This window comes from Rhodobacter capsulatus SB 1003 (assembly GCF_000021865.1).
GTDB classification, from domain to species: domain Bacteria; phylum Pseudomonadota; class Alphaproteobacteria; order Rhodobacterales; family Rhodobacteraceae; genus Rhodobacter; species Rhodobacter capsulatus_B.
Map to the genome: position 1 here is coordinate 1815091 of NC_014034.1, position 24659 is coordinate 1839749.

The 24659-nt window shown below is 67.5% G+C and carries 29 protein-coding genes; 25 read left to right on the forward strand and 4 right to left on the reverse strand.

Translation table 11 applies throughout. The features are described 5' to 3' along the window. Positions 1-34: 34 nt before the first annotated feature. The 25 genes from RCAP_RS08315 to RCAP_RS08435 all read left to right on the forward strand — a co-directional run bounded on the left by RCAP_RS08315 (position 35) and on the right by RCAP_RS08435 (position 20468). Positions 35-268, forward strand: coding sequence for an acyl carrier protein (locus RCAP_RS08315; RefSeq protein WP_013067402.1), 234 nt, complete (start codon positions 35-37; stop codon positions 266-268). 66 nt (positions 269-334) lie between these two features. Then, positions 335-883 carry an RNA 2',3'-cyclic phosphodiesterase gene (gene thpR / locus RCAP_RS08320; protein WP_013067403.1) on the forward strand — a complete coding sequence of 183 codons (549 nt, stop codon included), beginning with the start codon at positions 335-337 and terminating at the stop codon, positions 881-883. Between the two features lie 91 nt (positions 884-974). After that, the gene (gene fabF / locus RCAP_RS08325) at positions 975-2237 is read left to right on the forward strand and encodes a beta-ketoacyl-ACP synthase II (RefSeq protein ID WP_013067404.1); all 1263 of its coding nucleotides are present in this window, start codon (positions 975-977) and stop codon (positions 2235-2237) included. Continuing rightward, positions 2237-3406, forward strand: coding sequence for an endolytic transglycosylase MltG (mltG, locus tag RCAP_RS08330; RefSeq protein ID WP_037091459.1), 1170 nt, complete (start codon positions 2237-2239; stop codon positions 3404-3406). The genes fabF and mltG overlap by 1 nt, the downstream gene beginning before the upstream one ends. 192 nt (positions 3407-3598) lie before the next feature. Next, a complete protein-coding gene (locus tag RCAP_RS08335) occupies positions 3599-3922 on the forward strand; it encodes a hypothetical protein (protein WP_013067406.1) in 324 nt (107 codons plus the stop codon). Further along, complete coding sequence (locus tag RCAP_RS08340) at positions 3873-5219, forward strand: DNA-packaging protein (RefSeq protein ID WP_031321187.1); 1347 nt, start codon at positions 3873-3875, stop codon at positions 5217-5219. The genes RCAP_RS08335 and RCAP_RS08340 overlap by 50 nt, the downstream gene beginning before the upstream one ends. 185 nt (positions 5220-5404) lie before the next feature. Beyond that, the gene (locus tag RCAP_RS08345; protein ID WP_013067408.1) at positions 5405-6595 is read left to right on the forward strand and encodes a phage portal protein; all 1191 of its coding nucleotides are present in this window, start codon (positions 5405-5407) and stop codon (positions 6593-6595) included. Between the two features lie 3 nt (positions 6596-6598). Further along, on the forward strand, positions 6599-6832 hold the full coding sequence (locus tag RCAP_RS08350; protein WP_013067409.1) for a GTA head formation protein, RCAP_rcc01685 family: 234 nt from the start codon (positions 6599-6601) through the stop codon (positions 6830-6832). Positions 6833-6842: 10 nt separating this feature from the next. Beyond that, positions 6843-7397: an HK97 family phage prohead protease gene (locus RCAP_RS08355; RefSeq protein ID WP_013067410.1), complete on the forward strand. Its 555-nt coding sequence runs from the start codon at positions 6843-6845 to the stop codon at positions 7395-7397. Between the two features lie 31 nt (positions 7398-7428). Further along, positions 7429-8625, forward strand: a complete 1197-nt coding sequence (locus tag RCAP_RS08360; protein WP_013067411.1) for a phage major capsid protein — start codon at positions 7429-7431, stop codon at positions 8623-8625. A 172-nt stretch (positions 8626-8797) separates the two neighbouring features. Then, on the forward strand, positions 8798-9391 hold the full coding sequence (locus tag RCAP_RS08365; RefSeq protein ID WP_013067412.1) for a head-tail connector protein: 594 nt from the start codon (positions 8798-8800) through the stop codon (positions 9389-9391). After that, on the forward strand, positions 9388-9726 hold the full coding sequence (locus RCAP_RS08370) for a head-tail adaptor protein (protein WP_013067413.1): 339 nt from the start codon (positions 9388-9390) through the stop codon (positions 9724-9726). The genes RCAP_RS08365 and RCAP_RS08370 overlap by 4 nt, the downstream gene beginning before the upstream one ends. Beyond that, a complete protein-coding gene (locus RCAP_RS08375) occupies positions 9723-10130 on the forward strand; it encodes a DUF3168 domain-containing protein (protein ID WP_013067414.1) in 408 nt (135 codons plus the stop codon). The genes RCAP_RS08370 and RCAP_RS08375 overlap by 4 nt, the downstream gene beginning before the upstream one ends. 40 nt (positions 10131-10170) lie before the next feature. Continuing rightward, the gene (locus RCAP_RS08380) at positions 10171-10584 is read left to right on the forward strand and encodes a phage major tail protein, TP901-1 family (protein ID WP_013067415.1); all 414 of its coding nucleotides are present in this window, start codon (positions 10171-10173) and stop codon (positions 10582-10584) included. Between the two features lie 7 nt (positions 10585-10591). After that, positions 10592-10918: a gene transfer agent family protein gene (locus tag RCAP_RS08385; RefSeq protein ID WP_013067416.1), complete on the forward strand. Its 327-nt coding sequence runs from the start codon at positions 10592-10594 to the stop codon at positions 10916-10918. Then, positions 10915-11142 carry a rcc01693 family protein gene (locus RCAP_RS08390; protein ID WP_013067417.1) on the forward strand — a complete coding sequence of 76 codons (228 nt, stop codon included), beginning with the start codon at positions 10915-10917 and terminating at the stop codon, positions 11140-11142. The genes RCAP_RS08385 and RCAP_RS08390 overlap by 4 nt, the downstream gene beginning before the upstream one ends. After that, the gene (locus tag RCAP_RS08395) at positions 11129-11788 is read left to right on the forward strand and encodes a phage tail tape measure protein (RefSeq protein WP_013067418.1); all 660 of its coding nucleotides are present in this window, start codon (positions 11129-11131) and stop codon (positions 11786-11788) included. Before RCAP_RS08390 ends, RCAP_RS08395 begins: the two co-directional genes overlap by 14 nt. Before the next feature lie 10 nt (positions 11789-11798). Beyond that, a complete protein-coding gene (locus RCAP_RS08400) occupies positions 11799-12431 on the forward strand; it encodes a DUF2460 domain-containing protein (RefSeq protein WP_013067419.1) in 633 nt (210 codons plus the stop codon). Further along, positions 12431-13321, forward strand: a complete 891-nt coding sequence (locus RCAP_RS08405; protein ID WP_013067420.1) for a DUF2163 domain-containing protein — start codon at positions 12431-12433, stop codon at positions 13319-13321. The genes RCAP_RS08400 and RCAP_RS08405 overlap by 1 nt, the downstream gene beginning before the upstream one ends. Further along, positions 13318-13770, forward strand: coding sequence for a C40 family peptidase (locus tag RCAP_RS08410; RefSeq protein ID WP_013067421.1), 453 nt, complete (start codon positions 13318-13320; stop codon positions 13768-13770). The genes RCAP_RS08405 and RCAP_RS08410 overlap by 4 nt, the downstream gene beginning before the upstream one ends. Then, positions 13771-17685 carry a baseplate multidomain protein megatron gene (locus tag RCAP_RS08415; RefSeq protein WP_013067422.1) on the forward strand — a complete coding sequence of 1305 codons (3915 nt, stop codon included), beginning with the start codon at positions 13771-13773 and terminating at the stop codon, positions 17683-17685. 3 nt (positions 17686-17688) lie between these two features. Further along, positions 17689-18105 (forward strand): DUF7742 family protein, encoded by a 417-nt coding sequence (locus RCAP_RS18460; RefSeq protein WP_013067423.1) that lies wholly within the window; start codon positions 17689-17691, stop codon positions 18103-18105. After that, positions 18047-18865: a serine O-acetyltransferase gene (gene cysE, locus RCAP_RS08425; RefSeq protein ID WP_013067424.1), complete on the forward strand. Its 819-nt coding sequence runs from the start codon at positions 18047-18049 to the stop codon at positions 18863-18865. The genes RCAP_RS18460 and cysE overlap by 59 nt, the downstream gene beginning before the upstream one ends. Positions 18866-18873: 8 nt before the next feature. Then, positions 18874-19533 carry a lysophospholipid acyltransferase family protein gene (locus RCAP_RS08430; protein ID WP_013067425.1) on the forward strand — a complete coding sequence of 220 codons (660 nt, stop codon included), beginning with the start codon at positions 18874-18876 and terminating at the stop codon, positions 19531-19533. Then, positions 19530-20468, forward strand: coding sequence for a phosphatidate cytidylyltransferase (locus RCAP_RS08435; protein ID WP_013067426.1), 939 nt, complete (start codon positions 19530-19532; stop codon positions 20466-20468). The genes RCAP_RS08430 and RCAP_RS08435 overlap by 4 nt, the downstream gene beginning before the upstream one ends. Before the next feature lie 53 nt (positions 20469-20521). Here RCAP_RS08435 and RCAP_RS08440 read toward each other — a convergent pair whose 3' ends face one another. The 4 genes from RCAP_RS08440 to RCAP_RS08455 all read right to left on the reverse strand — a co-directional run bounded on the left by RCAP_RS08440 (position 20522) and on the right by RCAP_RS08455 (position 24584). Continuing rightward, complete coding sequence (locus RCAP_RS08440; RefSeq protein ID WP_013067427.1) at positions 20522-21778, reverse strand: 2-oxo acid dehydrogenase subunit E2; 1257 nt, start codon at positions 21776-21778, stop codon at positions 20522-20524. 7 nt (positions 21779-21785) lie between these two features. Beyond that, entirely contained in the window at positions 21786-23135 is a 1350-nt protein-coding gene (locus RCAP_RS08445) for a pyruvate dehydrogenase complex E1 component subunit beta (protein WP_013067428.1), read from the reverse strand. 12 nt (positions 23136-23147) lie between these two features. Next, a complete protein-coding gene (gene pdhA / locus RCAP_RS08450) occupies positions 23148-24152 on the reverse strand; it encodes a pyruvate dehydrogenase (acetyl-transferring) E1 component subunit alpha (protein ID WP_013067429.1) in 1005 nt (334 codons plus the stop codon). Between the two features lie 132 nt (positions 24153-24284). Next, a complete protein-coding gene (locus tag RCAP_RS08455; RefSeq protein WP_013067430.1) occupies positions 24285-24584 on the reverse strand; it encodes an FtsB family cell division protein in 300 nt (99 codons plus the stop codon). Positions 24585-24659: the final 75 nt, after the last annotated feature.

The following is a 24659-nucleotide window of genomic DNA, read 5'->3' on the forward strand; positions in this document are numbered from 1 at the left end:
GGATGGGTTTCGGCCCCCTAAACGAGGAAGAAACATGAGCGACATCGCGGATCGTGTGAAGAAGATCGTCGTGGAGCATCTGGGCGTGGAAGAGGACAAGGTCACCGAGACCGCCTCGTTCATCGACGATCTCGGCGCCGACAGCCTTGACACCGTGGAACTGGTGATGGCTTTCGAAGAAGAATTCGGCATCGAGATCCCGGATGACGCCGCCGAAACCATCCAGACCTTTGGCGATGCGGTGAAATTCATCACCGAAGCCGCCTGAGGCTTGCAAGCTTTCCGGCTTGACGAACGGCGCCCTTTGGGCGTCGTTTGCATTTGGAGGGGCGCGATGCGGGTGTTTTTGGGGATCATGCTGCCCGAGGCGCTTTGGGGCGCGGTGGCGGCGCTGCAGGCGGAGCTGGGCTGCGGGCGTCCGGTGGCCGGGGAGGCGCTGCATCTGACGCTTTTGTTTCTGGGCGATCTGGAGCTGCCGGAGCTGGAGCGGCTGCACGAGGACATCTCGGCGCTGCCGGTTGCGCCTTTCGAGGTGGTGCTGGCGGGGCTTGACGTGATCGAGAGCGGCGATCGCGGGCGGGTGCTGGCGCTGAAGCTGCGGCCAAGCCCGGCGCTGGAGGCGTTGCAGGCGAAGCTGGCGCAGGCGGCGCGGCGGGCGGGGCTGGCGCTGGAGCGGCGGCGGTTTCGGCCGCATGTGACGATTGCGCGGTTCAATGCGGGGCTGACCGAGACGCAGGCGGCGCGGCTGGGGCATCTGCTGGAAAGCCGGGGCGATGTGGTGCTGCCCGCGTGGCGGGTCGGCGGGTTTTCGATGCTGCGCTCGCATCTGACGCGGGCGGGGGCGGAGTATGAGGTGCTGGCCGACTATCCCGAGGCGCCCTGACCGGCGAAGTGACGCCTGCGGCGGCGCTGGACGTTGCACGGCTTTTGCGGCCCGTGTAGAAGCACTTAACGAAACGCGAAAGGGGTTTGCGATGCGTCGGGTTGTCGTCACGGGTCTGGGTCTGGTCACGCCGCTGGCTTGCGGGGTCGAGGAAACCTGGTCGCGGCTTCTGGCTGGTCAGTCGGGAGCGGGGCCGATCACGCGCTTTGACGCCGCCAATGTCGTGACGAAATACGCCTGCGAAGTGCCGCGCGGCGATGGCTCGGATGGCACCTTCAATCCCGACCACTGGATGGAACCGAAAGAGCAACGCAAGGTGGACGAGTTCATCCTTTACGGCGTGGCTGCGGCGGTGCAGGCGGTGAAGGATTCCGGCTGGGAGCCCGAGGACGAGGAAGCCCGGTGCCGGACCGGCGTGATGATCGGCTCGGGCATCGGCGGGTTGCAGACGATTGCCGAAACCGCGGTGCTGATCAAGGAGAAGGGGCCCAAACGCGTCAGCCCGTTCTTCATCCCGGCGGCGCTGATCAACCTGGTCTCGGGGCAGGTTTCGATCCGCTTCGGCTTCAAGGGGCCGAACCATGCGGTGGTGACGGCCTGCGCGACCGGCGCCCATGCGATCGGCGATGCGGCGCGGCTGATTGCGCTTGGCGATGCCGATGTGATGGTGGCGGGCGGCGCCGAGAACCCGATTTCGGAAATCGGCATTGCCGGGTTCAACGCCTGCAAGGCGCTCTCGACGAAGCGGGCGGACGACCCCAAGGCGGCAAGCCGCCCCTGGGATGCGGACCGCGACGGTTTCGTGATGGGCGAGGGCGCGGGCTGTGTCGTGCTGGAAGAATATGAACACGCGAAAGCGCGCGGCGCGAAGATCTATGCCGAGGTGCTGGGCTATGGGCTCTCGGGCGATGCCTATCACATCACCGCGCCGTCCGAGGATGGCGACGGCGGCTTCCGCGCGATGACGGCGGCGGTGAAGCGCGCGGGGATTGATCCGGGCGAGATTGATTACGTCAATGCGCATGGCACCTCGACCATGGCCGACACGATCGAGCTGGGCGCGGTCGAGCGGCTTTTGGGCGATGCGGCCTCGAAGGCGACGATGTCGTCCACGAAATCGGCGATCGGGCATTTGCTGGGGGCTGCGGGCGCGGTCGAGGCGATCTTCTGCATTCTGGCGATCCGCGATCAGGTGGCGCCGCCGACGCTGAACCTCGACACTCCGGCGGTGGCGGCGAAGATCGATCTGGCGCCGAAAGTGGCGGTGAAGCGCAAGATCGACGTGGCGATGTCGAACAGCTTCGGCTTTGGCGGTACCAATGCGGCCTTGATCCTGGGCAAGGTGCGCGGATGATGTGGCGCAACATCGTCTCCAACTTCCTCACCTTGTTGATTGTTCTGATGGTTGTGTTGGGGGGGGTGGTGACCTGGGCGAAGCGTCAGTATGACGGGCCCGGTCCGCTCATGGCGGGGATGTGTCTGCGCGTCGAGCCCGGTGCGAAGTTTCGCGACATCTCGGAAACGCTGAAGGAAAAGGGCGCGATTTCATCGGCTTATATCTTTCGTGCCGGGGCCGATTACGACAAGAAGGCGGGCAAGCTGAAGGTGGGGTCCTATCTGATCGCACCGGGGGCCTCGATGGCGGGGATTGTCGATCAGATCACCGCGGGCGGCCCCTCGAGCTGCGGCACCGAGCTGAATTACCGCATCGGGGTGAATGGCCAGCAGATGATCCTGCGCGCGCTGGACCCGGCGGTGGGGGACTATGTCGAGACGGCGAAATTCGATCCGAAGCTGGAGCCGGCGCCTGCGGGCTTTGCCGAGCAGGTGGCGCAATCGGATGTGCGGCTGCGGGTGACCTTGGCCGAGGGCGTGACCAGCTGGCAGGTGGTCGAGGCGCTGAAATCGGCGGATTTCCTGACAGGCGAGGTGGCGAAGCTGCCGCCCGAGGGGAGCCTTTCGCCCGACAGCTACGAGATGAAGCGGGGCGCGAAGCGGGCCGATCTGATCGCCGAGATGACCGAGCGACAAAAGGCGGTTCTGGCCGAGTCCTGGGCGGCGCGCGCGCCGGGGCTGCCCTACAAGACGCCCGAGGAGGCGCTGGTGATGGCCTCGCTCGTGGAAAAGGAAACCGGCGTCGCCGCGGAGCGCGCCCGGGTGGCGAGCGTCTTTGTCAACCGGCTGGCGCAGGGGATGCGGCTGCAGACCGATCCGGCGGTGATTTACGGCGTGACCAAGGGGCAGGGCGTGCTGGGGCGCGGTTTGCGGCAATCGGAGCTGCGGCGCGAGACGCCCTATAACACCTATGTCATCGACGGGCTGCCGCCGGGGCCGATCTGCAACCCCGGGACGCAGGCGATCCGCGCGGCGCTGAACCCTGATTCGACGAAGTTCCTGTATTTCGTGGCGGACGGCACCGGCGGGCATGCTTTTGCCGAGACGATCACCGAGCATAACCGGAACGTCGCGCGCTGGCGGGAGATCGAGAAGACCCAAAAGCAGGGCGCAAGCGACGGAAACTGAAGGAAAACCCCGGCTTCGTCCGGGGTTTTTTCTTTTCAGCGGGTGCAACCCTGAATATAGCACTTGACTTTGCGAACGCTTCAAGGTAGAGATAAGGCATGCTAGGAGAGGTGGGCAAGCGCCGCGGGTGACCGTGTGCGCTTTTTTCATTTCGCTCGTGCGGACAGGCATGAGAGGCGGGTCACGCAAGACATGGACATGGGGTTCAAGGGTGGGGACGCTCCTCCGGTGGATTTGCTGGAGGAGACGGAGGAGCTTTATCGGGAAATTGCCGGGGAACTGGCCCTGGCGATGAAAGGGGTTCGCCAGGGCGAGGCGAAGGAGGCCAAGGCCGCCGCGCAGGCGGTCAAGGACCTTCGCGCGGCGTTCCAGATGGTGATGGAAGAAAGGGTGCGTGTTGAAAAACTTCGCAGACAAGTTGCCGGTGTCGGAGCCGGAAGCGAGCTTGACCTGGACGCCGCCCGGGCTGAGATCGGGCGCCGCCTGGCTTGCCTGCGCGACGCCGCAGGAGGTTGACGCCTTTCTGGGGGGGCTTGGGAACAATGCGCTTTTGGCGCTGCCCTGGATTTTCGAATTCTGGGCGCTGCCGCATCAGCTGCCCCCGGTGGGGGCGTGGAAAAGCTGGGTGATCATGGGCGGGCGCGGCGCGGGCAAGACCCGGGCCGGGGCGGAATGGGTGCGGATGCAGGTCGAGGGGGCGGGTCCGGCCGATGCCGGGCCCGCGCATCGGGTGGCGCTGGTGGGCGAGACCTTTGATCAGGTGCGCGACGTGATGATTTTCGGCGAGAGCGGGATTTTGGCCTGTTCTCCGCCGGACCGGCGCCCGGAGTGGGAGGCGACGAAGCGGCGGCTGGTCTGGGCGAATGGCGCGACGGCGCAGGCCTATTCGGCGCAGGAGCCCGAGGCGCTGCGCGGGCCGCAATTCGACGCCGCCTGGGTCGACGAGCTGGCGAAATGGAGACGGGCCGAGGAGACCTGGGACATGCTGCAATTCGCGCTGCGGCTGGGCAAGCATCCGCAGCAGGTGATCACCACGACGCCGCGCAATGTGGGGGTGCTGAAGGCGATCCTCAACAACCCCTCGACGGTGGTGACGCATGCGCCGACCGAGGCGAACCGGGCCTATCTGGCGGAAAGCTTCCTGGCCGAGGTGCAGGCGCGCTATGCGGGCACGCGGCTGGGGCGGCAGGAGCTGGAGGGGGTTCTGCTGGAGGATGTCGAGGGGGCGCTTTGGACGACGGCGCAGCTGGAGGGGCTGCGGCTGGCGTCGCCGCCTGCGATGGACCGGGTGGTGGTAGCGCTCGATCCGGCGGTGACGGGCGGCGCGGGGTCGGATGAATGCGGGATCGTCGTGGCGGGGGCTGTGACGCGCGGGCCGGTGCAGGACTGGCGGGCCTTTGTGCTCGAAGATGCCTCGGTCCGGGGGCGGCCGACCGACTGGGCGCGGGCGGCGATTGCGGCGATGGAGCGCTGGGGCGCCGAGAAGCTGGTGGCCGAGGTCAATCAGGGCGGCGAGATGGTCGAAAGCGTGCTGCGCCAGATCGATCCGCTGGTGCCGTTCAAGGCGCTGCGGGCGTCGCGGGGGAAATCGGCGCGGGCCGAGCCGGTCGCCGCTTTGTATGAGCAGGGCCGGGTGAAGCATTGCCGCGACGGGCGGCTGGGCGCCCTGGAGGATCAGATGTGCCGCATGACGGTGCGAGGCTATGCGGGCAAGGGCTCGCCCGACCGGGTCGATGCGCTGGTCTGGGCGATGACGGAATTGATGATCGAGCCCGCGGCGCATTGGCGGAGGCCGCAGGTGCGCGGGCTTTGAGCGCGCAAGGGCGTATTTGGACCAGGAAAAAGCTGCGTGTTTTTTCTTGGTGAAAATACGCCACGGGGGTGCGGGGGTGTGAAACCCCCGCTTCTGCCGCGGAAATCTGGTCGAAAGGGTCGGGGTTTTCCCGGCCCTTTTTCTTTGGCCGGGGCCTTGGGCCGGGCCGCGACGAGGAGAACGGGATGGGACTGAATTTCTTTCGCAAGGCGGCCCCGGAGGTGCGGACGGAACCGGTGGCCGAGCGCAAGGCCTCGGTGACGGGGCGGATCGTGGCGATGGCCTCGGGGGCGGGGCGGCCGGTCTGGGGGCCGCGCGACACGGTCAGTCTGATGCGCACGGGGTTTGCGGGCAATCCGGTCGGGTTTCGCTCGGTCAAGCTGATCGCGGAGGCGACGGCGGCGGTGCCCTTGATCTGTCAGGATGCCGAGCGGCGCTATGAGATCCATCCGGTTCTGGATCTGCTTCGCCGTCCGAATGCCGGGCAGGGCCGGGCGGAGCTGTTCGAGGCGCTGATCGGGCAGATCCTGCTGTCGGGGAATGGCTATCTGGAGGCGGTCTGTCCCGAGCCCGGCGTGCCGAGAGAGCTGCATGTGCTGCGATCGGACCGGATGGCGGTGGTGCCCGGGGCGGATGGCTGGCCGGTGGGCTATGATTACACCGTGGGCGGGCGCAAGCATCGCTTCGACATGACCGGCCATCCCGATCCGATCTGTCATATCAAGAGCTTCCATCCGACCGATGACCATTACGGGCTGAGCCCGATGCAGGCGGCGGCGGTGGCTTTGGACGTGCATAACGCGGCAAGCGCCTGGTCGAAGGCGCTTTTGGACAATGCCGCGCGGCCCAGTGGCGCGATCATTTACAAGGGCGCCGACGGGCAGGGGGTGCTGGCGCCCGAGCAATATGAGCGGCTCATTTTCGAGATGGAGACGCATCATCAGGGCGCGCGGAATGCCGGGCGGCCGATGCTTTTGGAAGGCGGGCTCGACTGGAAGCCGATGGGGTTTTCCCCCTCCGACATGGAGTTTCACGAGACGAAGGCGGCGGCGGCGCGGGAGATCGCGCTCGCCTTCGGGGTGCCGCCGATGCTGATCGGCATTCCGGGCGATGCGACCTATGCCAATTACGCCGAGGCGAACCGGGCGTTTTACCGCCTGACGGTGCTGCCGCTTCTGACCCGGGTTTCGGCGGCGCTGGCCTGGTGGCTTTCGGGGTATCTGGGCGCGCAGATCGAGCTGAAGCCCGATCTGGATCAGGTGCCGGCGCTGGCGGTGGAGCGGGACCAGCTTTGGGCGCGGATCGGCGCGGCGGGGTTTCTTTCGAACAGCGAAAAACGGGTGCTGCTGGGGCTGCCTCCGACGGCTGAGGGCTGAGGCATGGTGGTGGGGGGGTCGCGGTTTCTCAAGGAGCCCTTCGAGGTGCATGAGCAGCGCTTCGAGGCGACCGAGCGGATCATGGAGTTGCAGTTCACCCAGGTGGAGCGGCGGCTTGAGCGCATCGAGGTGATGATCGAGCGGCTGGAAAAGCGTTTGTTCATGACGGTTTACGGCGTGATCGCCGTGATCCTGACGCAGGCGGTGCAGGGCATTCTGGACTATGCCCCGAAGTGAGGAGCGAGGAATGAAGAGAGGCGAGAGCGGGCTGGAGCGGAAGTTCTGCGGCGCGCAGCCGGTGCAGCTGCAGGACGGCGCGCGGATCGAGGGCTATGCGAGCCTTTTCGGTCTGCCCGATCAGGGCGGCGATGTGGTGGCGAAGGGGGCTTACGCGAAAAGCCTGGCGGCGATTGCGGCGCGGGGGGGCAGCGTGAAGATGCTGTGGCAGCATGACCCGGCGCAGCCGATCGGCGTTTGGGACGAGATCCGGGAGGATGCGCGCGGGCTTTGGGTCAAGGGGCGGCTGTTGCCCGAGGTGGCGCGGGCGCGCGAGGCCTTGGCGCTGATCGCGGCGGGGGCGATCGACGGGCTGTCGATCGGATATCGCACCATCGCCGCCGAGAAGGACGCAAAGGGCCAGCGGCTGCTTGCGGAACTGGAGCTTTGGGAAGTGTCGCTGGTGACATTCCCGATGCTTCGCGAGGCGCGGGTGGCGGCGAAGGGGGAAGCCCCCGAGGCCGCGATCTGGCGTGATCTGGCCCGGGCGCTGAGCGCTGCCACGGCCGAACTGGCGGCGCGCTGAGCCCCGCCGCTGCTGCAGGAGTGTGGAAAGGATGAAGACCGAGACCAAGGCTCGGGCCGGAACGGGCATGCCTGAGGGCGCCGATCCGGTTGCCGAGGTGAAAACCGCGCTGGCCGGTTTCCTGAAGGAAGTCAAAGGCTTTCAGGATGATGTGAAGACGAGATTGCAACAACAGGAAGAGCGTGTGACCATGCTGCAAACGAAGACCTATGCCGGGCGTCATGCCCTTGCCGCCGCCGCGACCGAGGAGGCGCCGCATCAGAAGGCCTTTGCCGCCTATCTGCGCACCGGCGATGATGACGGGCTGCGCGGGCTGAGCCTTGAGGGCAAGGCGCTGAATTCGGCGGTGGCGGCCGAGGGCGGTTATCTGGTCGATCCGCAGACCTCGGAGACGATCCGGGGGGTTTTGCGCTCGACCGCCTCGCTGCGCCAGATCGCCAGTGTCGTCAATGTCGAGGCGACCTCGTTCGATGTGCTGGTGGACAAGACCGACATGGGCTCGGGCTGGGCGAGCGAGACGGCGGCGCTGAGCGAGACCGCGACGCCGCAGATCGACCGCATCACCATTCCGCTGCATGAGCTGGCGGCGATGCCGAAGGCATCGCAACGGCTGCTCGATGACAGCGCCTTTGACATCGAGACCTGGCTGGCGAACCGGATTGCCGACAAGTTCGCCCGGGCGGAGGCGGCGGCCTTCATCTCGGGTGACGGGGTGGACAAGCCGACCGGGTTCCTGACCAAGACCAAGGTGGCGAATGGCGCCTGGGCCTGGGGCAGCCTTGGCTATGTGGCGACCGGCGCGGCGGGGGATTTCGCGGCGGTGAATGCCTCCGATGCGGTCGTGGATCTGGTCTATGCGCTCGGCGCCGAATACCGGGCGAATGCGAGCTTCGTGATGAATTCGAAGACCGCGGGGGCGGTGCGCAAGATGAAGGATGCCGACGGCCGGTTCCTGTGGGCCGACAGTCTGGCGGCGGGGGAACCGGCGCGGCTGATGGGCTATCCGGTGCTGATCGCCGAGGACATGCCCGATATCGCGGCCAATGCCTATGCGATTGCCTTTGGCGATTTCGGCAATGGCTACACGATTGCGGAACGCCCGGATCTGCGGGTGCTGCGTGACCCGTTCTCGGCCAAGCCGCATGTGCTCTTCTATGCGAGCAAGCGGGTGGGCGGCGATGTCAGCGATTTCGCCGCGATCAAGCTGTTGAAGTTTGCCGCCTCGTAACGGGCGGTGAAGGGGCCGGGGGCAACCCGGCTGCCGCCGGTTCGCCGGTCGGGCGGGCGCGGGCTTCCGGCCGCTGCCTAGCTGCTCCCTCCGTCCGAGTGGCGGTGCGGGGTCTGCGCCCGAACGCCCAAGTGCAGGACCGCGGGGGCGGTCGGCTTTTCGGAGAGTTTCCATGATGCTGAACGAAGTGACGGCGGTGCCCGGGACGGCGCTGCCGGTGGCCGAATTCCGCGACCATCTGCGGTTGGGCACCGGCTTTGCCGATCTGGGGGCCGAGGATGCGGCGCTGCTGTCCTATCTGCGGGCGGCCATTGCGGCGATCGAAGGGCGCACGGCCAAGGCGCTGATTTCCCGGGGCTTTCGGCTGGCTCTGACGGCCTGGCGCTGGGGTGACATGCAGACCTTGCCGATTGCGCCCGTGGCGACGGTGACGGCCTTGCGGCTGGTCGATGCGGCGGGGGTCGAGACGCCGGTGGCGGCGGGCTGGCGGCTGGTGCCCGACATGGCGCGGCCGCGGATCGAGGCTTTGGGGGCGATGCTGCCGATGATCCCTACGGGCGGGCGGGTCGAGATCGACTTCACCGCCGGGTTCGGGGCCAGTTGGAGCGCGCTGCCGGTTGATCTGGCGCAGGCGGTGTTCCTGCTGGCGGCGCAATATTACGAGCTGCGCCATGACGGGGCGGCCGAGGGCGGCGCGATGCCCTTTGGGGTGATGGCGCTGATCGAGCGCTGGCGCACGGTGCGGGTGCTGGGGGGACGGCCATGAGCAGGCCGCGGCTGAACCGCCTGCTGGTGCTGGAAGAGGCCGTGCGCGTGGCCGATGGCGCGGGCGGGCACCGGCTGGACTGGCAGGCGAAGGGCGAGGTCTGGGCCGAGGTCACGGCGGGCAGCGGCAGCGAGCGGGCGGGGGAATTCGTCACGCTGGCCTCGGTGCCGTTCACCATCGTCGTGCGGGCGGCGCCGGTGGGCGCGGCGCGCAGGCCCAGGCCCGAGCAGCGCTTTCGCGAGGGGGCGCGGATCTTTCGCATCCTTGCCGTCGCCGAGCGCGACCGCGAGGGGCATTACCTGAGCTGCTTTGCCCGCGAGGAGGTGGTGGCATGAGCTATGCGGTGGCGGGCGCGCTGCAGGCGGCGGTCTATCAGCAGCTGCGGGCGGATGCGGTGCTGGCGGCGCTGGTGGGAACGGCGGTTTACGATGCTGTGCCGCCGGGGCCCTTGGCGGGCACCTATGTCAGCCTTGGGCCCGAGGATGTCGCCGATGCCTCGGACAAGACCGGCGCGGGGGCGGTGCATGATTTCGTCATCTCGGTGATCACCGACGCGGCGGGATTTGCCACGGCGAAGGCGGCGGCGGCGGCTGTATCCGATGCGCTGGTGGGGGCCGATCTGGTGCTGAGCCGCGGGCGGCTGGTGGGGCTGTGGTTCCTGCGCGCCAAGGCGCGGCGGGTGGAAAAGGCCGACATGCGGCGGATTGACCTTGTGTTTCGCGCGCGGGTCGAGGGCTGAGGCCTTTGGGCGGTGAAATTTCAACATCTGGAGTGACGACATGGCGGCGCAGAACGGCAAGGACCTTCTGATCAAGCTCGACCTGACCGGGTCGGGGCAATTCGAGACCATCGCGGGGCTGCGTGCGACGCGGATCAGCTTCAATGCGGAGACGGTCGATGTGACCTCGCTGGAAAGTCAGGGCGGCTGGCGGGAATTGCTGGGCGGCGCTGGGGTGCGCTCGGCCAGCATTTCGGGCGCGGGGGTGTTCAAGGACGCCGATACCGACGAGCGGGCGCGGCAGATCTTTTTCGACGGCGAGGTGCCCGAGTTTCAGGTCATCATCCCCGATTTCGGCATCGTGCAGGGGCCGTTCATGATCACCTCGATCGACTATGCGGGCAGTCACAATGGCGAGGCGAGTTACGAACTGGCGATGGCCTCGGCGGGCGCGCTGAGCTTCACGGCGATCTGAGGCGGGCATGGCAAACCCTTGGGCGGGCGAGGTCGAGATCTGGCTGGGCGCCGAGCGGCGGGTGGCGAAGCTGACGCTGGGGGCGCTCGCGGAGCTGGAGGTGGGGCTGGGCGAGGCCTCGCTTCTGGATCTGGTGCGGCGGTTCGAGACGGGCGCGTTTTCCAGCCGCGACGTGCTGGCGCTGATCGTGGCGGGGCTGCGTGGCGGCGGTTGGGAGGGGCGGACGGAGGATCTGCGCACGGTCGAGATCGGCGGCGGGCCGGTCGGTGCGGCGCGGATCGCGGCGGAATTGCTGGCGCGCGCCTTCACCGTGCCGGGGCAGGGCGGATCGTGAGCGGCGGTCTGGACTGGCCGGGGCTGTTGCGGGTCGGGCTGCGGGGGCTGGGGCTGCGGCCCGGGGAGTTCTGGCGGCTGACGCCCGCGGAGCTGGCGGTGATGCTGGGCGAGGCGGCGGGGGCGCCGCCGCTGACGCGCGACCGGCTTTCGGAGCTGGCGGCGCGGTTTCCCGATACGCCCCGCGGGGGCGATCTGAAAGGAGGAGGCGATGGTCGAGGTTGACGGGCTGGACGGGCTGGGCCGACAGGCGGCGGAACTGGAGCGGGCGCTGGGGGGCGCCGAGGGGGTGGCGGCCAGTTTCAGCGACGAGCTGGGGCGGATGCGCGAAAGCCTGACCTATACCGGCCGCGAGGTGGGGACGCTGTCGTCCAGTTTCGGGCGGTCGCTGCGGCGGGCTTTTGATGGCGTCGTCTTTGACGGGATGAAGCTGTCGGACGCGCTGAAGACGCTCGCCGAGGGGATGTCGCAGGCGGCCTATTCGGTGGCGATGAAGCCGGTGCAGGAGGCGGTGGGCGGGGCGCTGGCCAGCACGGTGAACGGGCTTTTGGGAAGCGTTTTCGGTTTTGCGCAGGGCGGGGCGTTTTCGCAAGGCCGGGTGATGCCCTTTGCCAAGGGGGGGGTGGTGTCCTCGCCCACGAGCTTTCCGATGCGGGGGGCGACGGGGCTGATGGGCGAGGCCGGGCCCGAGGCGATCTTGCCGCTTGCGCGGGCTGCGGACGGGCGGCTGGGCGTGCAGGCGGGCGGCGGGCGGGTCGTCAATGTGGTGATGAACGTGACGACGCCCGATGCCGCCGGGTTTGCGCGCTCTCAGGGCCAGATCGCGGCACAGGTGAACCGGCGGCTGGCGCGCGGATCGCGCAACGCCTGAGGAGAAAAGCATGGCATTTCATGAAGTTCGGTTTCCCGCCAATCTGAGTTTCGGCTCGGTCGGCGGGCCGGAGCGGCGCACCGAGATCGTCACGCTGTCGAGCGGGCATGAGGAGCGCAACAGCCCCTGGGCGCATTCGCGGCGGCATTATGATGCCGGGGTGGGGCTGCGATCCTTGGATGATGTCGAGCGGCTGATCGCGTTTTTCGAGGCGCGGGGCGGGCAGTTGCACGGCTTTCGCTGGAAGGACTGGGCGGATTTCAAGAGCTGTCCGGCCTCGCGCGCCGTCGCGCATGAGGATCAGCTGATCGGGATGGGCGATGGTGTCACGACGGCGTTTCAGCTGGTGAAGACCTATGTCTCGGGCGGGCAGAGCTATCTGCGCCCGATCGTGAAGCCGGTCGAGGGCACGGTGAAGCTGGGCATTGCGGGCGATCATCAGGCCGAGGCGGTGAATTTTGCCGTCGATCATGCCACCGGGATCGTCAGTTTCAACGAACCGCCGCCGCAGGGGGCGCGGGTGACGGCGGGGTTCGAATTCGACGTGCCGGTGCGGTTTGATACCGACCGGATCGCGGTTTCGGTGCAGTCGTTTCAGGCGGGGGATCTGCCGCAGGTGCCGGTGGTGGAGGTGCGGATCTGATGGCCTATCCGGAGAGTTTGAAGGCGCATCTGCAGGGCGGTGTGACGACGCTGGCGCGGGCCTGGGCCCTGGCGCGGGCGGATGGGCGGGTGCTGGGCTTCACCGATCATGATGTGGTGCTGCGCTTCGACGGGATCTCCTTCGAGCCGGGCAGCGGCATGACGGCCAAGGCGGTGCTGCAGGGCACCGGGCTTTCGGTCGACAATACCGAGAGCTATGGCGCGTTGAGCTCCGAGGCGATCACCGAGGCGGATCTTCTGGCCGGGCGCTATGATGGCGCGGCGGTCACGGTCTGGCTGGTGAACTGGGCCGATCCGGCGATGCGGGCGGTGATCTTTCGCGGCCATCTGGGGGAGGTGTCGCGCGGCGCGGGGGCGTTCACGGCCGAGCTGCGCGGGCTGACCGCGGCTTTGGGGCAGGAGCAGGGGCGGATCTATCATCCGCGCTGCGCCGCAGTGCTGGGCGATGGCAGGTGCCGGTTCGATCTGACGAAGGACGGTTATGCGCTGGAGGCGGCGCTGGGCGGCGTTGACGAGGCGGTGGTGTTGCGCCTGGCCGAGGGCGCCGGGTTCGAGGATCGCTGGTTCGAGAAGGGGCGGCTGGTGGTGCTGGATGGCGCTGCGGCGGGTCTGATCGGCGTGGTGAAGAACGACCGGTTGCAGGCGGATGGATCACGGCTGATCGAGCTTTGGCAGCGGCTGGGGGCCAATCCGGTGGCAGGGGATCGGGTGCGGATCGAGCCGGGTTGCGACAAGCGCGCCGGGACCTGTCGGCTCAAATTCGACAATTTCCTCAATTTTCGGGGATTTCCGCATATTCCGGGGGAAGACTGGATGGTGTCCTATCCGGTGCAGAGCGGCACCAATGACGGCGGGAGCCTGTTTCGATGAGCGCGGTCGGGCTGCGGGCGGTGGCGATCGCGCGGGACTGGATCGGCACGCCTTACCGGCATCAGGTCTCGGTGCGGGGCGCGGGGACGGATTGTCTTGGGCTTTTGCGCGGGGTCTGGCGCGCGCTTTATGGCGCCGAGCCGGAGCTGGTGCCGCCCTATACGGCCGATTGGTCCGAGCCTGCGCGCGAGGAAGTGCTGTGGCGGGCGGCGGCGCGGCATCTGGTGGCGCTGCCCGTCGGGGCGGGGCCCGAGCGTCCGGGCGAGGTGCTGCTGTTTCGGATGCGCCATGGCGCGGTGGCCAAGCATCTGGGCATCGCGGCCGAGATCGGCGCCGGGGCGAGTTTCGTGCATGCCTATACGGGGCATGGCGTGGTCGAAAGCCCGCTGTCCGAGCCCTGGGCGCGGCGGATCGTGGCGCGGTTTCAATTTCCTGAGGGGGGCCGGTGAATGGCGACGATACTGCTTTCGGCGGCGGGGGCCGCGATTGGCGGTGGCTTTGGCGGCACGGTTCTGGGCCTTTCGGGGGCGGTGATCGGGCGGGCCGTGGGCGCCACCTTGGGGCGGGTGATCGATCAGCGCTTGCTGGGATCGGGGTCGCAAAGTGTCGAGACCGGGCGGGTCGACCGGCTGCGGCTGTCGAGCGCCTCGGAGGGGGAGGCGGTCGGGCGGCTTTGGGGGCGGATGCGGGTCGCGGGGCAGGTGATCTGGGCGACGCGGTTCTTTGAGAGTGCCTCGGTTGAAAAGAGCGGCAAGGGTGTGCCGCGGGCGACGGTCACGAGCTACAGCTATTCGCTGAGCCTGGCGCTGGCGCTGTGCGAGGGGGAAATCCTGCGCGTCGGTCGGGTCTGGGCGGATGGCAGCGAGATCGAGGTCTCGGGGCTGAACATGCGGGTTTACCGGGGCGGCGAGGATCAGCTGCCCGACCCGAAGATTGCGGCGGTGGAGGGGGCGGAGGCGGCGCCCGCCTATCGCGGCATCGCCTATGTGGTGCTGGAGGATCTGCAGCTGGCCCCCTTTGGCAACCGGGTGCCGCAGTTCACCTTTGAGGTGGTGCGGGCGGCGCAAGGCGCGCTGGCGGAGGCCGAGCCCGATCTGACGCGGGGGCTGCGGGCGGTGGCGCTGATCCCGGGGACGGGGGAATATGCGCTGGCGACGACGCCGGTCTATCTTGCGACGGGCAGCGGGGTGACCGCGACGCAGGGGGTGGCGAACCAGAATGCGCCCGGGGGGCAGACCGATCTGGTCGCGGCGCTGGAGCGGCTGGACGAGGAGCTGCCGAATTGCGGGGCGGTGTCGCTGGTGGTGAGCTGGTTCGGGGACGATCTGCGCTGCGGGGCCTGCGATGTGAAGCCCAAGGTCGCCTCGGTCGCGGAGGAGGGGGCGAACATGCCCTGGCGGGTGGCGGGGCTGGAGCGGGCGGGCGCCGAGGAGGTGCCGCGGCTTTCGGGCCAGTCGGTCTATGGCGGCACGCCCGCGGATGCGGCGGTGATCGAGGCGATCGCGGCCTTGCGGGCGGCGGGCAAGGCGGTGACGTTCTATCCTTTCATCCTGATGGCGCAGCTGGCGGGGAATGGCCTGCCCGATCCCTGGAACCCGGGGAGCGCGCAACCGGCCTTGCCCTGGCGGGGGCGGATCACGCTTTCGGTCGCGCCGGGGCGGGCGGGCAGCCCCGATGGCACGGCGGCGGCCGAGGCGCAGGTGGCGGGGTTCTTCGGCGCTGCAAGCCCGGGGGATTCCGCGATTGCGGGGGGCGAGGTGGTCTATTCCGGCCCCGAGGAATGGTCGATGCGCCGGTTCATCCTGCATTATGCGCATCTGTGCCAGCTGGCGGGGGGCGTTGACGCCTTTTGCATCGGCACCGAGATGGTGGCGCTGACGCAGATCCGCGGCCCGAGCAACAGCTTTCCCGCGGTGGCGGCGTTCCGGCAGCTGGCGGGTGAGGTCAAGGCGATCCTGGGGCCCGGCTGCAAGATCGGCTATGCCGCCGACTGGTCGGAATACTGGGGCTATGCGCCCGGCAATGGCGAGCGGTTCTTTCATCTGGACCCGCTTTGGGCGGATGAAAACATCGACTTCATCGGCATCGACAATTACCTGCCGCTGTCGGATTGGCGCGATGGCGCGGATCACGCCGATGCGGGTTGGGGCTCGATCCATGCGCTGGATTACCTGCGCAGCAATATCGAGGGCGGGGAGTATTATGACTGGTTTTATGCCGCGCCCGAACATCGCGCGGCGCAGATTCGCACGCCGATCACCGATGGCGATCACGACGAGCCCTGGATCTGGCGGGCGAAGGACCTGCGCAACTGGTGGCTGAACGACCATCACGAGCGGGTGGGGGGCCTGCGCTCGGAGGTGGCGACGGCCTGGGTGCCGCAGTCGAAGCCGATCTGGTTCACCGAGATGGGCTGCGCGGCGATCGACAAGGGCACGAACCAGCCCAACAAGTTCCTCGATCCGAAAAGCTCGGAATCGGGCCTGCCGCATCATTCCGACGGGCGGCGCGACGAGCTGATCCAGATGCAATATCTGCGCGCGATGACGGGCTACTGGGGGGAGGCGGCGAGGAACCCGGTCTCGGCGGTCTATGGCGGGCCGATGCTGGACATGAGCCGGGCGCATGTCTGGGCCTGGGATGCCCGGCCCTGGCCGCAATTTCCGCTCAACACCGCCTTGTGGTCGGATGGCGAGAATTACGCGCGCGGGCACTGGATTTCGGGGCGCGCGGTGGCACAGCCGCTGGCGAGCGTGGTGGCCGAGATCTGCGGTGCGGCCGGGATCACGGAGATCGACGTGAGCGGGCTTTACGGGCTGGTGCGCGGCTACACGATGACGGGCGATCAGACCGGGCGCGCGGGGCTGCAGGCGCTGATGCTGGCCTATGGCTTCGAGGCGCTGGAACGCGACGGTCAGCTGGTGTTCCGGATGCGCGACGGGCGGGTGGCGGCCGATCTGGCCGCGGCGGATCTGGCGCTGGGCGAGGGCGAGGCGGTCGTCGAGACGGTGCGGGCGGCCGAGGCCGAGATCGCCGGGCGGGTGCGGCTGGCCTATGTCGAGGCGGAAGGCGATTTCGAGGTGAAGGCGGTCGAGGCGGTCTTTCCCGATGCGGCGGCGGGGGCGGCGGCGGGATCGGAGCTGTCGCTGGCGCTGACGCGGGCGCAGGCGCAGGGGATCGTCGGGCGGTGGCTGGCCGAGGCACGGGTGGCGCGGGACACGGCGCGGTTTGCGCTGCCGCCCTCGCGGGGGCATCTGGGCACGGGCGATGTGGTGCGGCTGGATCTGCCCGAGGGCAAGCGGCGCTACCGGATCGACCGGGTTGAGCAGGCGGGGCTGATCCAGGTCGAGGCGGTGCGGGTCGAGCCCGGGATCTATGCGCCCGCCGACGAGGTCGAGGATCCGGCGAGCCTGCGCCCCTTTGCGGCGCCGGTGCCGGTGACGGCGGTGTTCCTGGATCTGCCGCTGATGAAAGGGGACGAGGACCCGGTTGCGCCGCATCTGGCGGTGACGGCGACGCCTTGGCCGGGGACGGTGGCGGTCTGGTCCTCGGACGAGGATGCGGGCTATGCGCTGAATGCGAGCTTGGGCACGCGGGCGGTGATCGGGCAGACGCTGACGCCGCTGTTTCGGGCGCGGCCCGGGGTCTGGGACCGGGGGGCGGCCTTGCGGGTGCGGCTGGCGAGCGGGGCGCTGGACTCGGCGACGGCGGCCAAGGTGCTGAACGGCGCGAATGCGATGGCGATCGGCGATGGCAGTTCGGAAAATTGGGAGGTGTTTCAATTCGCCGAGGCGGCGCTGGTGGAGGGCAAGATCTGGGACATCTCGCTGCGGCTGCGCGGGCAGCTGGGCACCGATGCGCTGATGCCCGAGGTCTGGCCCGAGGGCAGCGTGGTGGTGGCTTTGAATGGCGCGCCCGAGCAGATCCTGCTGCCGAGCGCCGCGCGCGGGCTGGCGCGACATTACCGGATCGGCGCGGCGGTGCGGTCTTATGACGATCCGTCCTTCGTGCATCGGATCGAGGCCTTTGCGGGGGCGGGGTTGCGGCCCTTTAGCCCGTGCCATCTGCGCGCCGAACCGGGGGCGAGCGGTTGGGCCTTTCGCTGGGTGCGCCGGACACGGATCGACGGCGACAGCTGGCAGGGCTATGAGGTGCCGCTGGGCGAGACGGCGGAACTTTATCTGGTCCGGGTGCTGGAGGGGACGGCGGTGAAGCGCGAGGTGACGGTGGGGGAGGCCAGCTGGAGCTATCCCGCGGCGCTGCAGGCGGCCGATGGCATTGCGGGCGCCTTCACGCTGGAGGTGGCGCAGGTGTCGGATGTGTATGGCCCGGGGCTGGCGGCGCGGATCACCGTGGGGGCCTGAGGTGTGCGGCCGATCCTGATCGACGATCTGCTGATCGCGGCGCGGGCGGTGGCGGCGCTCTCTGCCCCCGAGCGTCCGGCGCGGCTGGCACAATGGTTGCGCGAGGCGCATTGGGCCGATCTTTACCGCAAGCGGCTGGCGCGGGCGCATCCGCTTTGGGGCAACGGCTCGCTGATGGGACGGGCCTTGCGCGAAGCGGGAGGGCGGGGGGTGCGCCCGGACCGCGCCGAGATCGACGATCTTGCAGAGGTGATCGCGGCGGTGCGGATCTGGCGCGCGCGGGGGCTTTGCAGTGCCGGTGAACGGCTCTATCTGAGGGGGCAGGCCTGTGTTAGGCTGACCCAAAGTCAAGGAGAGTCCCATGTCCAAAACCCGTGCGAAGGTCGCTGCCATCGATCCGGTGTGGATGCGGATCTGTGAGGAGGCGCATGATGCCGTGGGGCAGGAACCGCTTCTGGGCGCCTTGATCCATGCCGGGCTTTTGCATCATGCGACGATGGAAAAGGCGCTGGCCTATCGGTTTTCGCTCAAACTCGCCTCGGGCGAGATGAGCGAGCAGTTGCTGCGCGAGATTGCGGATGACGCTTATGGGTCGGACCCCGATCTGGGGCAGGCGGCGCGGGCGGATCTGGTGGCGGTTTTCGATCGTGACCCGGCCTGCCACCGGTTCTTGCAGCCGATCCTGTTCTTCAAGGGCTATCAGGCGCTGCAAAGCTATCGCGTCGCGCATTGGCTGTGGCGGCAGGGGCGCAAGGACATGGCCTATTTCGTGCAGATGCGCACCTCGGAGGCGTTCGGGGTCGACATTCACCCGGCGGCGCGGATCGGGCGCGGGGTGATGATCGACCACGCCCATTCGATCGTGATCGGGGAAACGGCGGTGGTGGGCGACAATGTCTCGATGCTGCATTCGGTGACACTGGGCGGCACCGGCAAGGAAGAACAGGACCGCCATCCGAAGATCGGCAATGGCGTCTTGATCGGGGCCGGGGCGAAGGTGCTGGGCAATATTCACGTCGGCGACAATTCGCGGATCGCGGCGGGGTCCGTGGTGCTGGCCGATGTGCCGCGCTGCAAGACCGTGGCCGGGGTGCCCGCGAAGATCGTGGGCGAGGCGGGCTGTGCGCAGCCCTCGGTCAACATGGATCAGCAGTTGCGCGGCTGCGACTGCGAGGGCTGACCGGCGTCATGGCGGGGCTGACGCGGATCAAGGCGCTGCCCTACCGGATCGTCACCAAGCTGGCGGGCGACGCGATTTCGCTGTTCGCCCGCATCCTGACCGCGCCGCGCGCGATCTGGTCGGGATCGGAGCCGCGGCCCGGCCCGCGGGTCTATTATTCCAACCACACGTCGAATGCGGATTTCGTGCTGATCTGGACGGTGCTGCCGCCGGTCTTGCGCAGCCGCACCCGGCCGGTGGCGGCGCTGGATTACTGGCTGGCCTCGCCGCTGCGGGCCTTTGCGGGCCGTGACGTGTTTCGTGCCGTGCTGATCGACCGTCGCCCCGAGGCGCGGACCGAGGATCCGGTGACGCAGATGGTCACGGCGCTGGATGCGGGCTCGGCCTTGATCCTGTTTCCCGAGGGGCGGCGGAACACCTCGGAGGCGCCGCTTTTGCCGTTCAAGTCGGGGCTTTTTCATCTGGCGCGGCAGCGCCCCGGGGTGGATCTGATCCCGGTCTGGATCTCGAACCTGAACCATGTGATGCCGCGGGGGCAGGTGATCCCGGTGCCGCTGATCTGTACCGTCACCTTTGGCGCGCCGATCCGGATTGCGCCCGATGAGGCGAAGGAGCGTTTCCTGACCCGCGCGGCGGCGGCGCTGGCGGAGCTGGGGGCGGCGCGATGACCGGCCTTGCCCCCGCGCTGGTCGGCCTTGGCGGGATTCTGCTTCTGGCGGCGATCTTGGGTCAACTGCTGCGCGAGGCGATCGCGCCCGACGGGTTGCACCCGCTGATCGAGACGATGAATGCCCGGATTGCGGCCTGGTGGGCCTTTGCCGTGCTGATGGCCCTTGCGCTGCTGGCGGGAAAAGCGGGGGTGATCGGGCTGTTTTTGCTGGTGTCATTTTCCGCGCTTCGGGAATTTCTGACATTGACGAAAAAGAGCGTCGCCGATCACTGGACGCTGGCGGCGAGTTTCTTCCTTGTCCTGCCGGCGCAGTATCTCTTCGTCGCCACGGGCTGGCAAAGCCTGGCCGCGCTGTTCGTGCCGGTACATGTCTTCCTGATCCTGCCGGTGATTTCCGCGCTGCAGGGACGGCCGGAGCAGTTCCTCGCCCGTGTGGCCGAGACGCAATGGGCGGTGATGATCTGCATCTATTGCATCAGCGCCATTCCGGCGCTGCTCTGGCTGCCGATCCCGGGTTTCGAGGGGCGCAATCCGTTGTTGATCGCCTTCCTGATCCTTGTCGTGCAAACCTCTGATATTGCGCAATTTGCCATCAGCCGTGGGGTCGGGCGGCGGCGCATTGCCCCGGCACTCTCGGCCTCGAAAACCTGGGAGGGGACGGCGGGCGGCATGGCCGTTGCGGTCTTGGTCGGGGGGGCGCTGTCCTGGCTGACGCCCTTCACCCCGGTGCAGGCGATGGGCGTCGGCCTTGTCCTTGCGCTGATGGGGGGCGTCGGTGATCTGGTGATGACGGCGATCAAGCGCGACAAGGGCACGCGCGACTGGGGCCATCTGATCGCGCCGCATGGCGGCTTCCTTGACCGGCTCGACAGCGTGATCTTTGCCGCGCCGATCTTTTATCAGCTGGTCCGGGTCTTCTGGGCAAGTCCCTGAAACGCAAAAGCGGCAGGGTTGCCCCCGCCGCCATGGTGCCGATTTCGGAAATTTCAGGCCAGCATCGCCATCGGGTTTTCCAGATTGGACACGATCGCGGCCAGAAGCTCGGCCCCCAGCGCGCCGTCGATCACCCGGTGATCGACCGAGAGCGTCAGCGCCATCATCGTGGCCACCTCGATCGTGCCCGAAGCGCTCACCACGGGTTTCTTCACCCCCGCGCCCACGGCCAGAATCGCGCCATGCGGCGGGTTGATCACCGCGTCGAAGCTTTCGATCCCCATCATCCCCAGGTTCGAGATCGCAAACGACCCGCCCTGATATTCGTGCGGGGCGAGTTTCCGGTCCCGCGCGCGCTTGGCCAGATCCTTCATCTGCGCCGACAGCTGGCTCAGCGATTTCGTATCGGCATCCTGCAGCACGGGGGTGAAAAGCCCGCCCTCGATCGCCACGGCCACGGCCACGTCCGAGGCCTGCATCTGCAGCACCCGATCCCCCGCCCAGACTGCATTCGCCGCCGGAATCGCCTGCAGCGCCAGGGCACTGGCCTTGATGATGAAATCATTCACCGAAAGCTTGACGCCGCGCGCCGAAAGCTGCCGGTTCAGCTCCTCGCGGAAGGACAAAAGCGCATCCAGACGCACCTCGCGGCGCAGGTAGAAATGCGGGATCGTCTGCTTCGCCTCGGTCAGCCGCGCCGCAATCACCCGACGCATGCCATCGAGCGGGATCTCGGTATAGGCCCGGCCCTCATAAAGCTTCGCGACCGTCGCAGCCGAGACGGGTGCCGGAGCAGGGGCCGCCACAAGGACCGGAGCCGCCGCAGGCGCGGGTTTCGCCACCGCGCCTTCGACATCGGCCTTGACGATCCGCCCATGCGGGCCGGACCCCGAAATCGCCGCCAGATCCAGCCCCTTGTCGGCCGCAATCCGCCGCGCCAAGGGCGAGGCGAAGATCCGCGCGCCCGCCGCTTTCGGCACGACCGGCGCCGCGGGCGTCGCCACCGCAGGCGCTGCGACCGGGGCAGGGGCCGCGGCCTTCGCCACCGGCGCAACCTCGGCGCTGCCGCCCTCTTCGATCAGCACGGCGATGGCGGCATTCACCTTCACCCCCGAAGTGCCCTCGGCCACCAGAAGCTTGCCGATCACGCCTTCATCGACCGCCTCGAATTCCATCGTCGCCTTGTCGGTCTCGATCTCGGCGATGATCTGGCCCGATTTGACCGCATCGCCTTCCTTGACCAGCCATTTTGCCAGCGTGCCCTCCTCCATCGTGGGGGACAAAGCGGGCATCAGGATTTCCACAGCCATCTTTCCCTCACCGATAGCAGACGCGTTTGACCGCCGCGACGACCTCGTCCGAGGTCACCAGCGCCAGTTTCTCAAGGTTCGCCGCATAGGGCATCGGCACGTCTTTCCCCGTGCAGTTGATCACCGGTGCATCGAGATAATCGAACGCGCGTTCCATGATCGTTGCGGACAGATGGTTGCCGATCGAACCCACCGGCCAGCCTTCCTCCACCGTGACACAGCGGTTCGTCTTCATCACCGAGGCCAGAACCGTATCATAGTCAATCGGCCGCAGGGTGCGCAGGTCGATCACCTCGGCCGAGATCCCCTCGGCCGCCAGCTTGTCGGCGGCCTCCAGCGCATGCGCCATCCCGATTCCGAAACTGACGAGCGTGACATCGGTGCCCTCGCGCCAGATCCGCGCCTTGCCGAAGGGCACGGTGAAATCGTCAAGCACCGGCACCTCGAAGGACCGCCCGTACAGGATCTCGTTTTCGAGGAAAATCACCGGGTTCGGGTCGCGGATCGCGGATTTCAGCAAGCCCTTCGCATCGGCCGCCGAATAGGGCATCACCACTTTCAGACCGGGGATCTGCGCATACCAGGCGGCATAATCCTGACTGTGCTGCGCCGCAACGCGCGCCGCCGCCCCGTTCGCGCCGCGGAAGACGATCGGACAGCCGAGCTGACCGCCCGACATGTAAAGCGTCTTCGCCGCCGAGTTGATGATCTGGTCGATCGCCTGCATGGCGAAGTTGAAGGTCATGAATTCGACGATCGGCTTCAGCCCGCCAAAGGCGGCGCCGACCGCGATGCCGGTGAAGCCATGCTCCGTAATCGGCGTGTCGATCACCCGTTGCGCGCCGAATTCATCAAGCAGCCCTTGGGACACCTTGTAGGCGCCCTGATAATTCGCCGACTTCTCGCCCATCAGGAACACCGTCTGATCGGCCCGCATCTCCTCAGCCATCGCCTCGCGCAAAGCTTCGCGCACCGACATCGTCTTCATCGCCGTGCCTTCCGGCCAATCGGCCGAGGCTTTCGACACGACCGGCGCCGCCGCGACCGGGGCCGCCACAACCGGGGCAGGGGCCTTCGCCACCGGCGCCGCCTTCGGCACGGGCGCCGCTTCGACACCCTCGCCCGAAAGCCGCAGGATCGGCGCATTCACCTTCACCCCCGAAGTGCCCTCGGCCACCAGCAGTTCCACCACCGTGCCCTCGTCCACCGCCTCGAATTCCATCGTCGCCTTGTCGGTCTCGATCTCGGCGAGGATCTGGCCCGATTTGACCACATCCCCCGCCTTCACCAGCCATTTCGCCAGCGTGCCCTCTTCCATCGTCGGAGACAGCGCGGGCATCAACACGTCAATTGCCATCGTTCTCTCTCCTCAGGCGTAAATGTCGGTCCAAAGCTCGGTCAACGCGGGCTCGGGGCTTTCCTTCGAAAACTCCGCCGCCTCGTTCACGATCGCCTTGATCTCGCGGTCGATGGCCTTGAGGTCCTCATCCGTCGCCTGACCCGAGGAAATCAGCAACTCCCGCACGTTTTCAATCGCATCGCGTTCGTCGCGCATCTTCTGCACTTCCTCGCGGGTGCGGTATTTCGCCGGGTCCGACATCGAATGGCCGCGGTAGCGATAGGTTTTCACTTCCAGAATGTACGGCCCCGCGCCCGAGCGGCAATGCGCAACCGCCTTTTCCGAGGCTGCCTTCACCGCCAGCACATCCATGCCATCGACGATCTCGCCCGGAATGCCGAAAGCCTCGCCGCGCATGTAGATGTCGGGCGTCGAGGTCGAGCGTTTCTGCGCCGTCCCCATCGCATATTGGTTGTTTTCGATCACGAAAATCACCGGCAGCTTCCAAAGCGCCGCCATGTTGAAGGTCTCGTAGACCTGGCCCTGGTTCGCCGCGCCGTCACCGAAATAGGCAAACGTCACATTGTCATTGCCCAGATATTTGTCGGCGAAGGCCAGCCCCGCGCCCAGCGGCACCTGCGCGCCGACGATGCCGTGCCCGCCGTAGAAATGCTTTTCTTTCGAGAACATGTGCATCGAGCCGCCCTTGCCCTTGGACAAGCCCCCCTCGCGCCCGGTCAGTTCCGCCATCACGCCCTTGGGGTCCATGCCGCAGGCCAGCATGTGGCCGTGATCGCGATACGAGGTGATGCGCTTGTCGCCCGGCTTCGTCGCGGCTTCCAGCCCCACGACCACCGCTTCCTGCCCGATATACAGATGGCAGAAACCGCCGATCAGGCCCATGCCATAAAGCTGACCGGCCTTTTCCTCGAACCGGCGGATCATCAGCATGTCACGGTAATATGTGAGCAATTCTTCCTTCGAGACATTGGGGCGCGCTTGCGCCGCGGTCTCGGGGGTCTTGCGTGTCGCCATCGGACAGCCTCCCAGGTCGTGATAGTTCAACGTTAAACCATTCTCTACAGCATGCGACGAAAAGATGCAATCGCGCGAACGCAAAACGCCCGCACGAAGCCGTGCGGGCGCGAAAACAGGCTTTGCGAAAGCTTAACGGATCACGATTTCATCGCCGCGCAGCGTGCCCAGCACTTCGCGCGCGCGTTCATCCAGCAGATCCAGGTCCAGATAATCATCCGACAGCCGCCGCGTCAGATTCGCCATCCGCGCCTTCTCGGCCTCCAGCTTGTCACGCTCGACCGTCAGCTTCTCGATCTCGGCATCGACCTGGACGCGGTGAAAGATGCCGTTCGGCCCCTGCATCGCGGCAAAGGCGAAGTTCAGCCCCAGCACGGTGGCTGCGGAATAGAAGACGAAGGGAACGACCCGCGGGCCTTTCGGGAAATTCATGCTCTGCCTTTCCTGCCGCCTCTCCGGGCGCTTTCGCAACCATGCCACAAAGGCCGCGGCGTGAAAAGGGGCGCA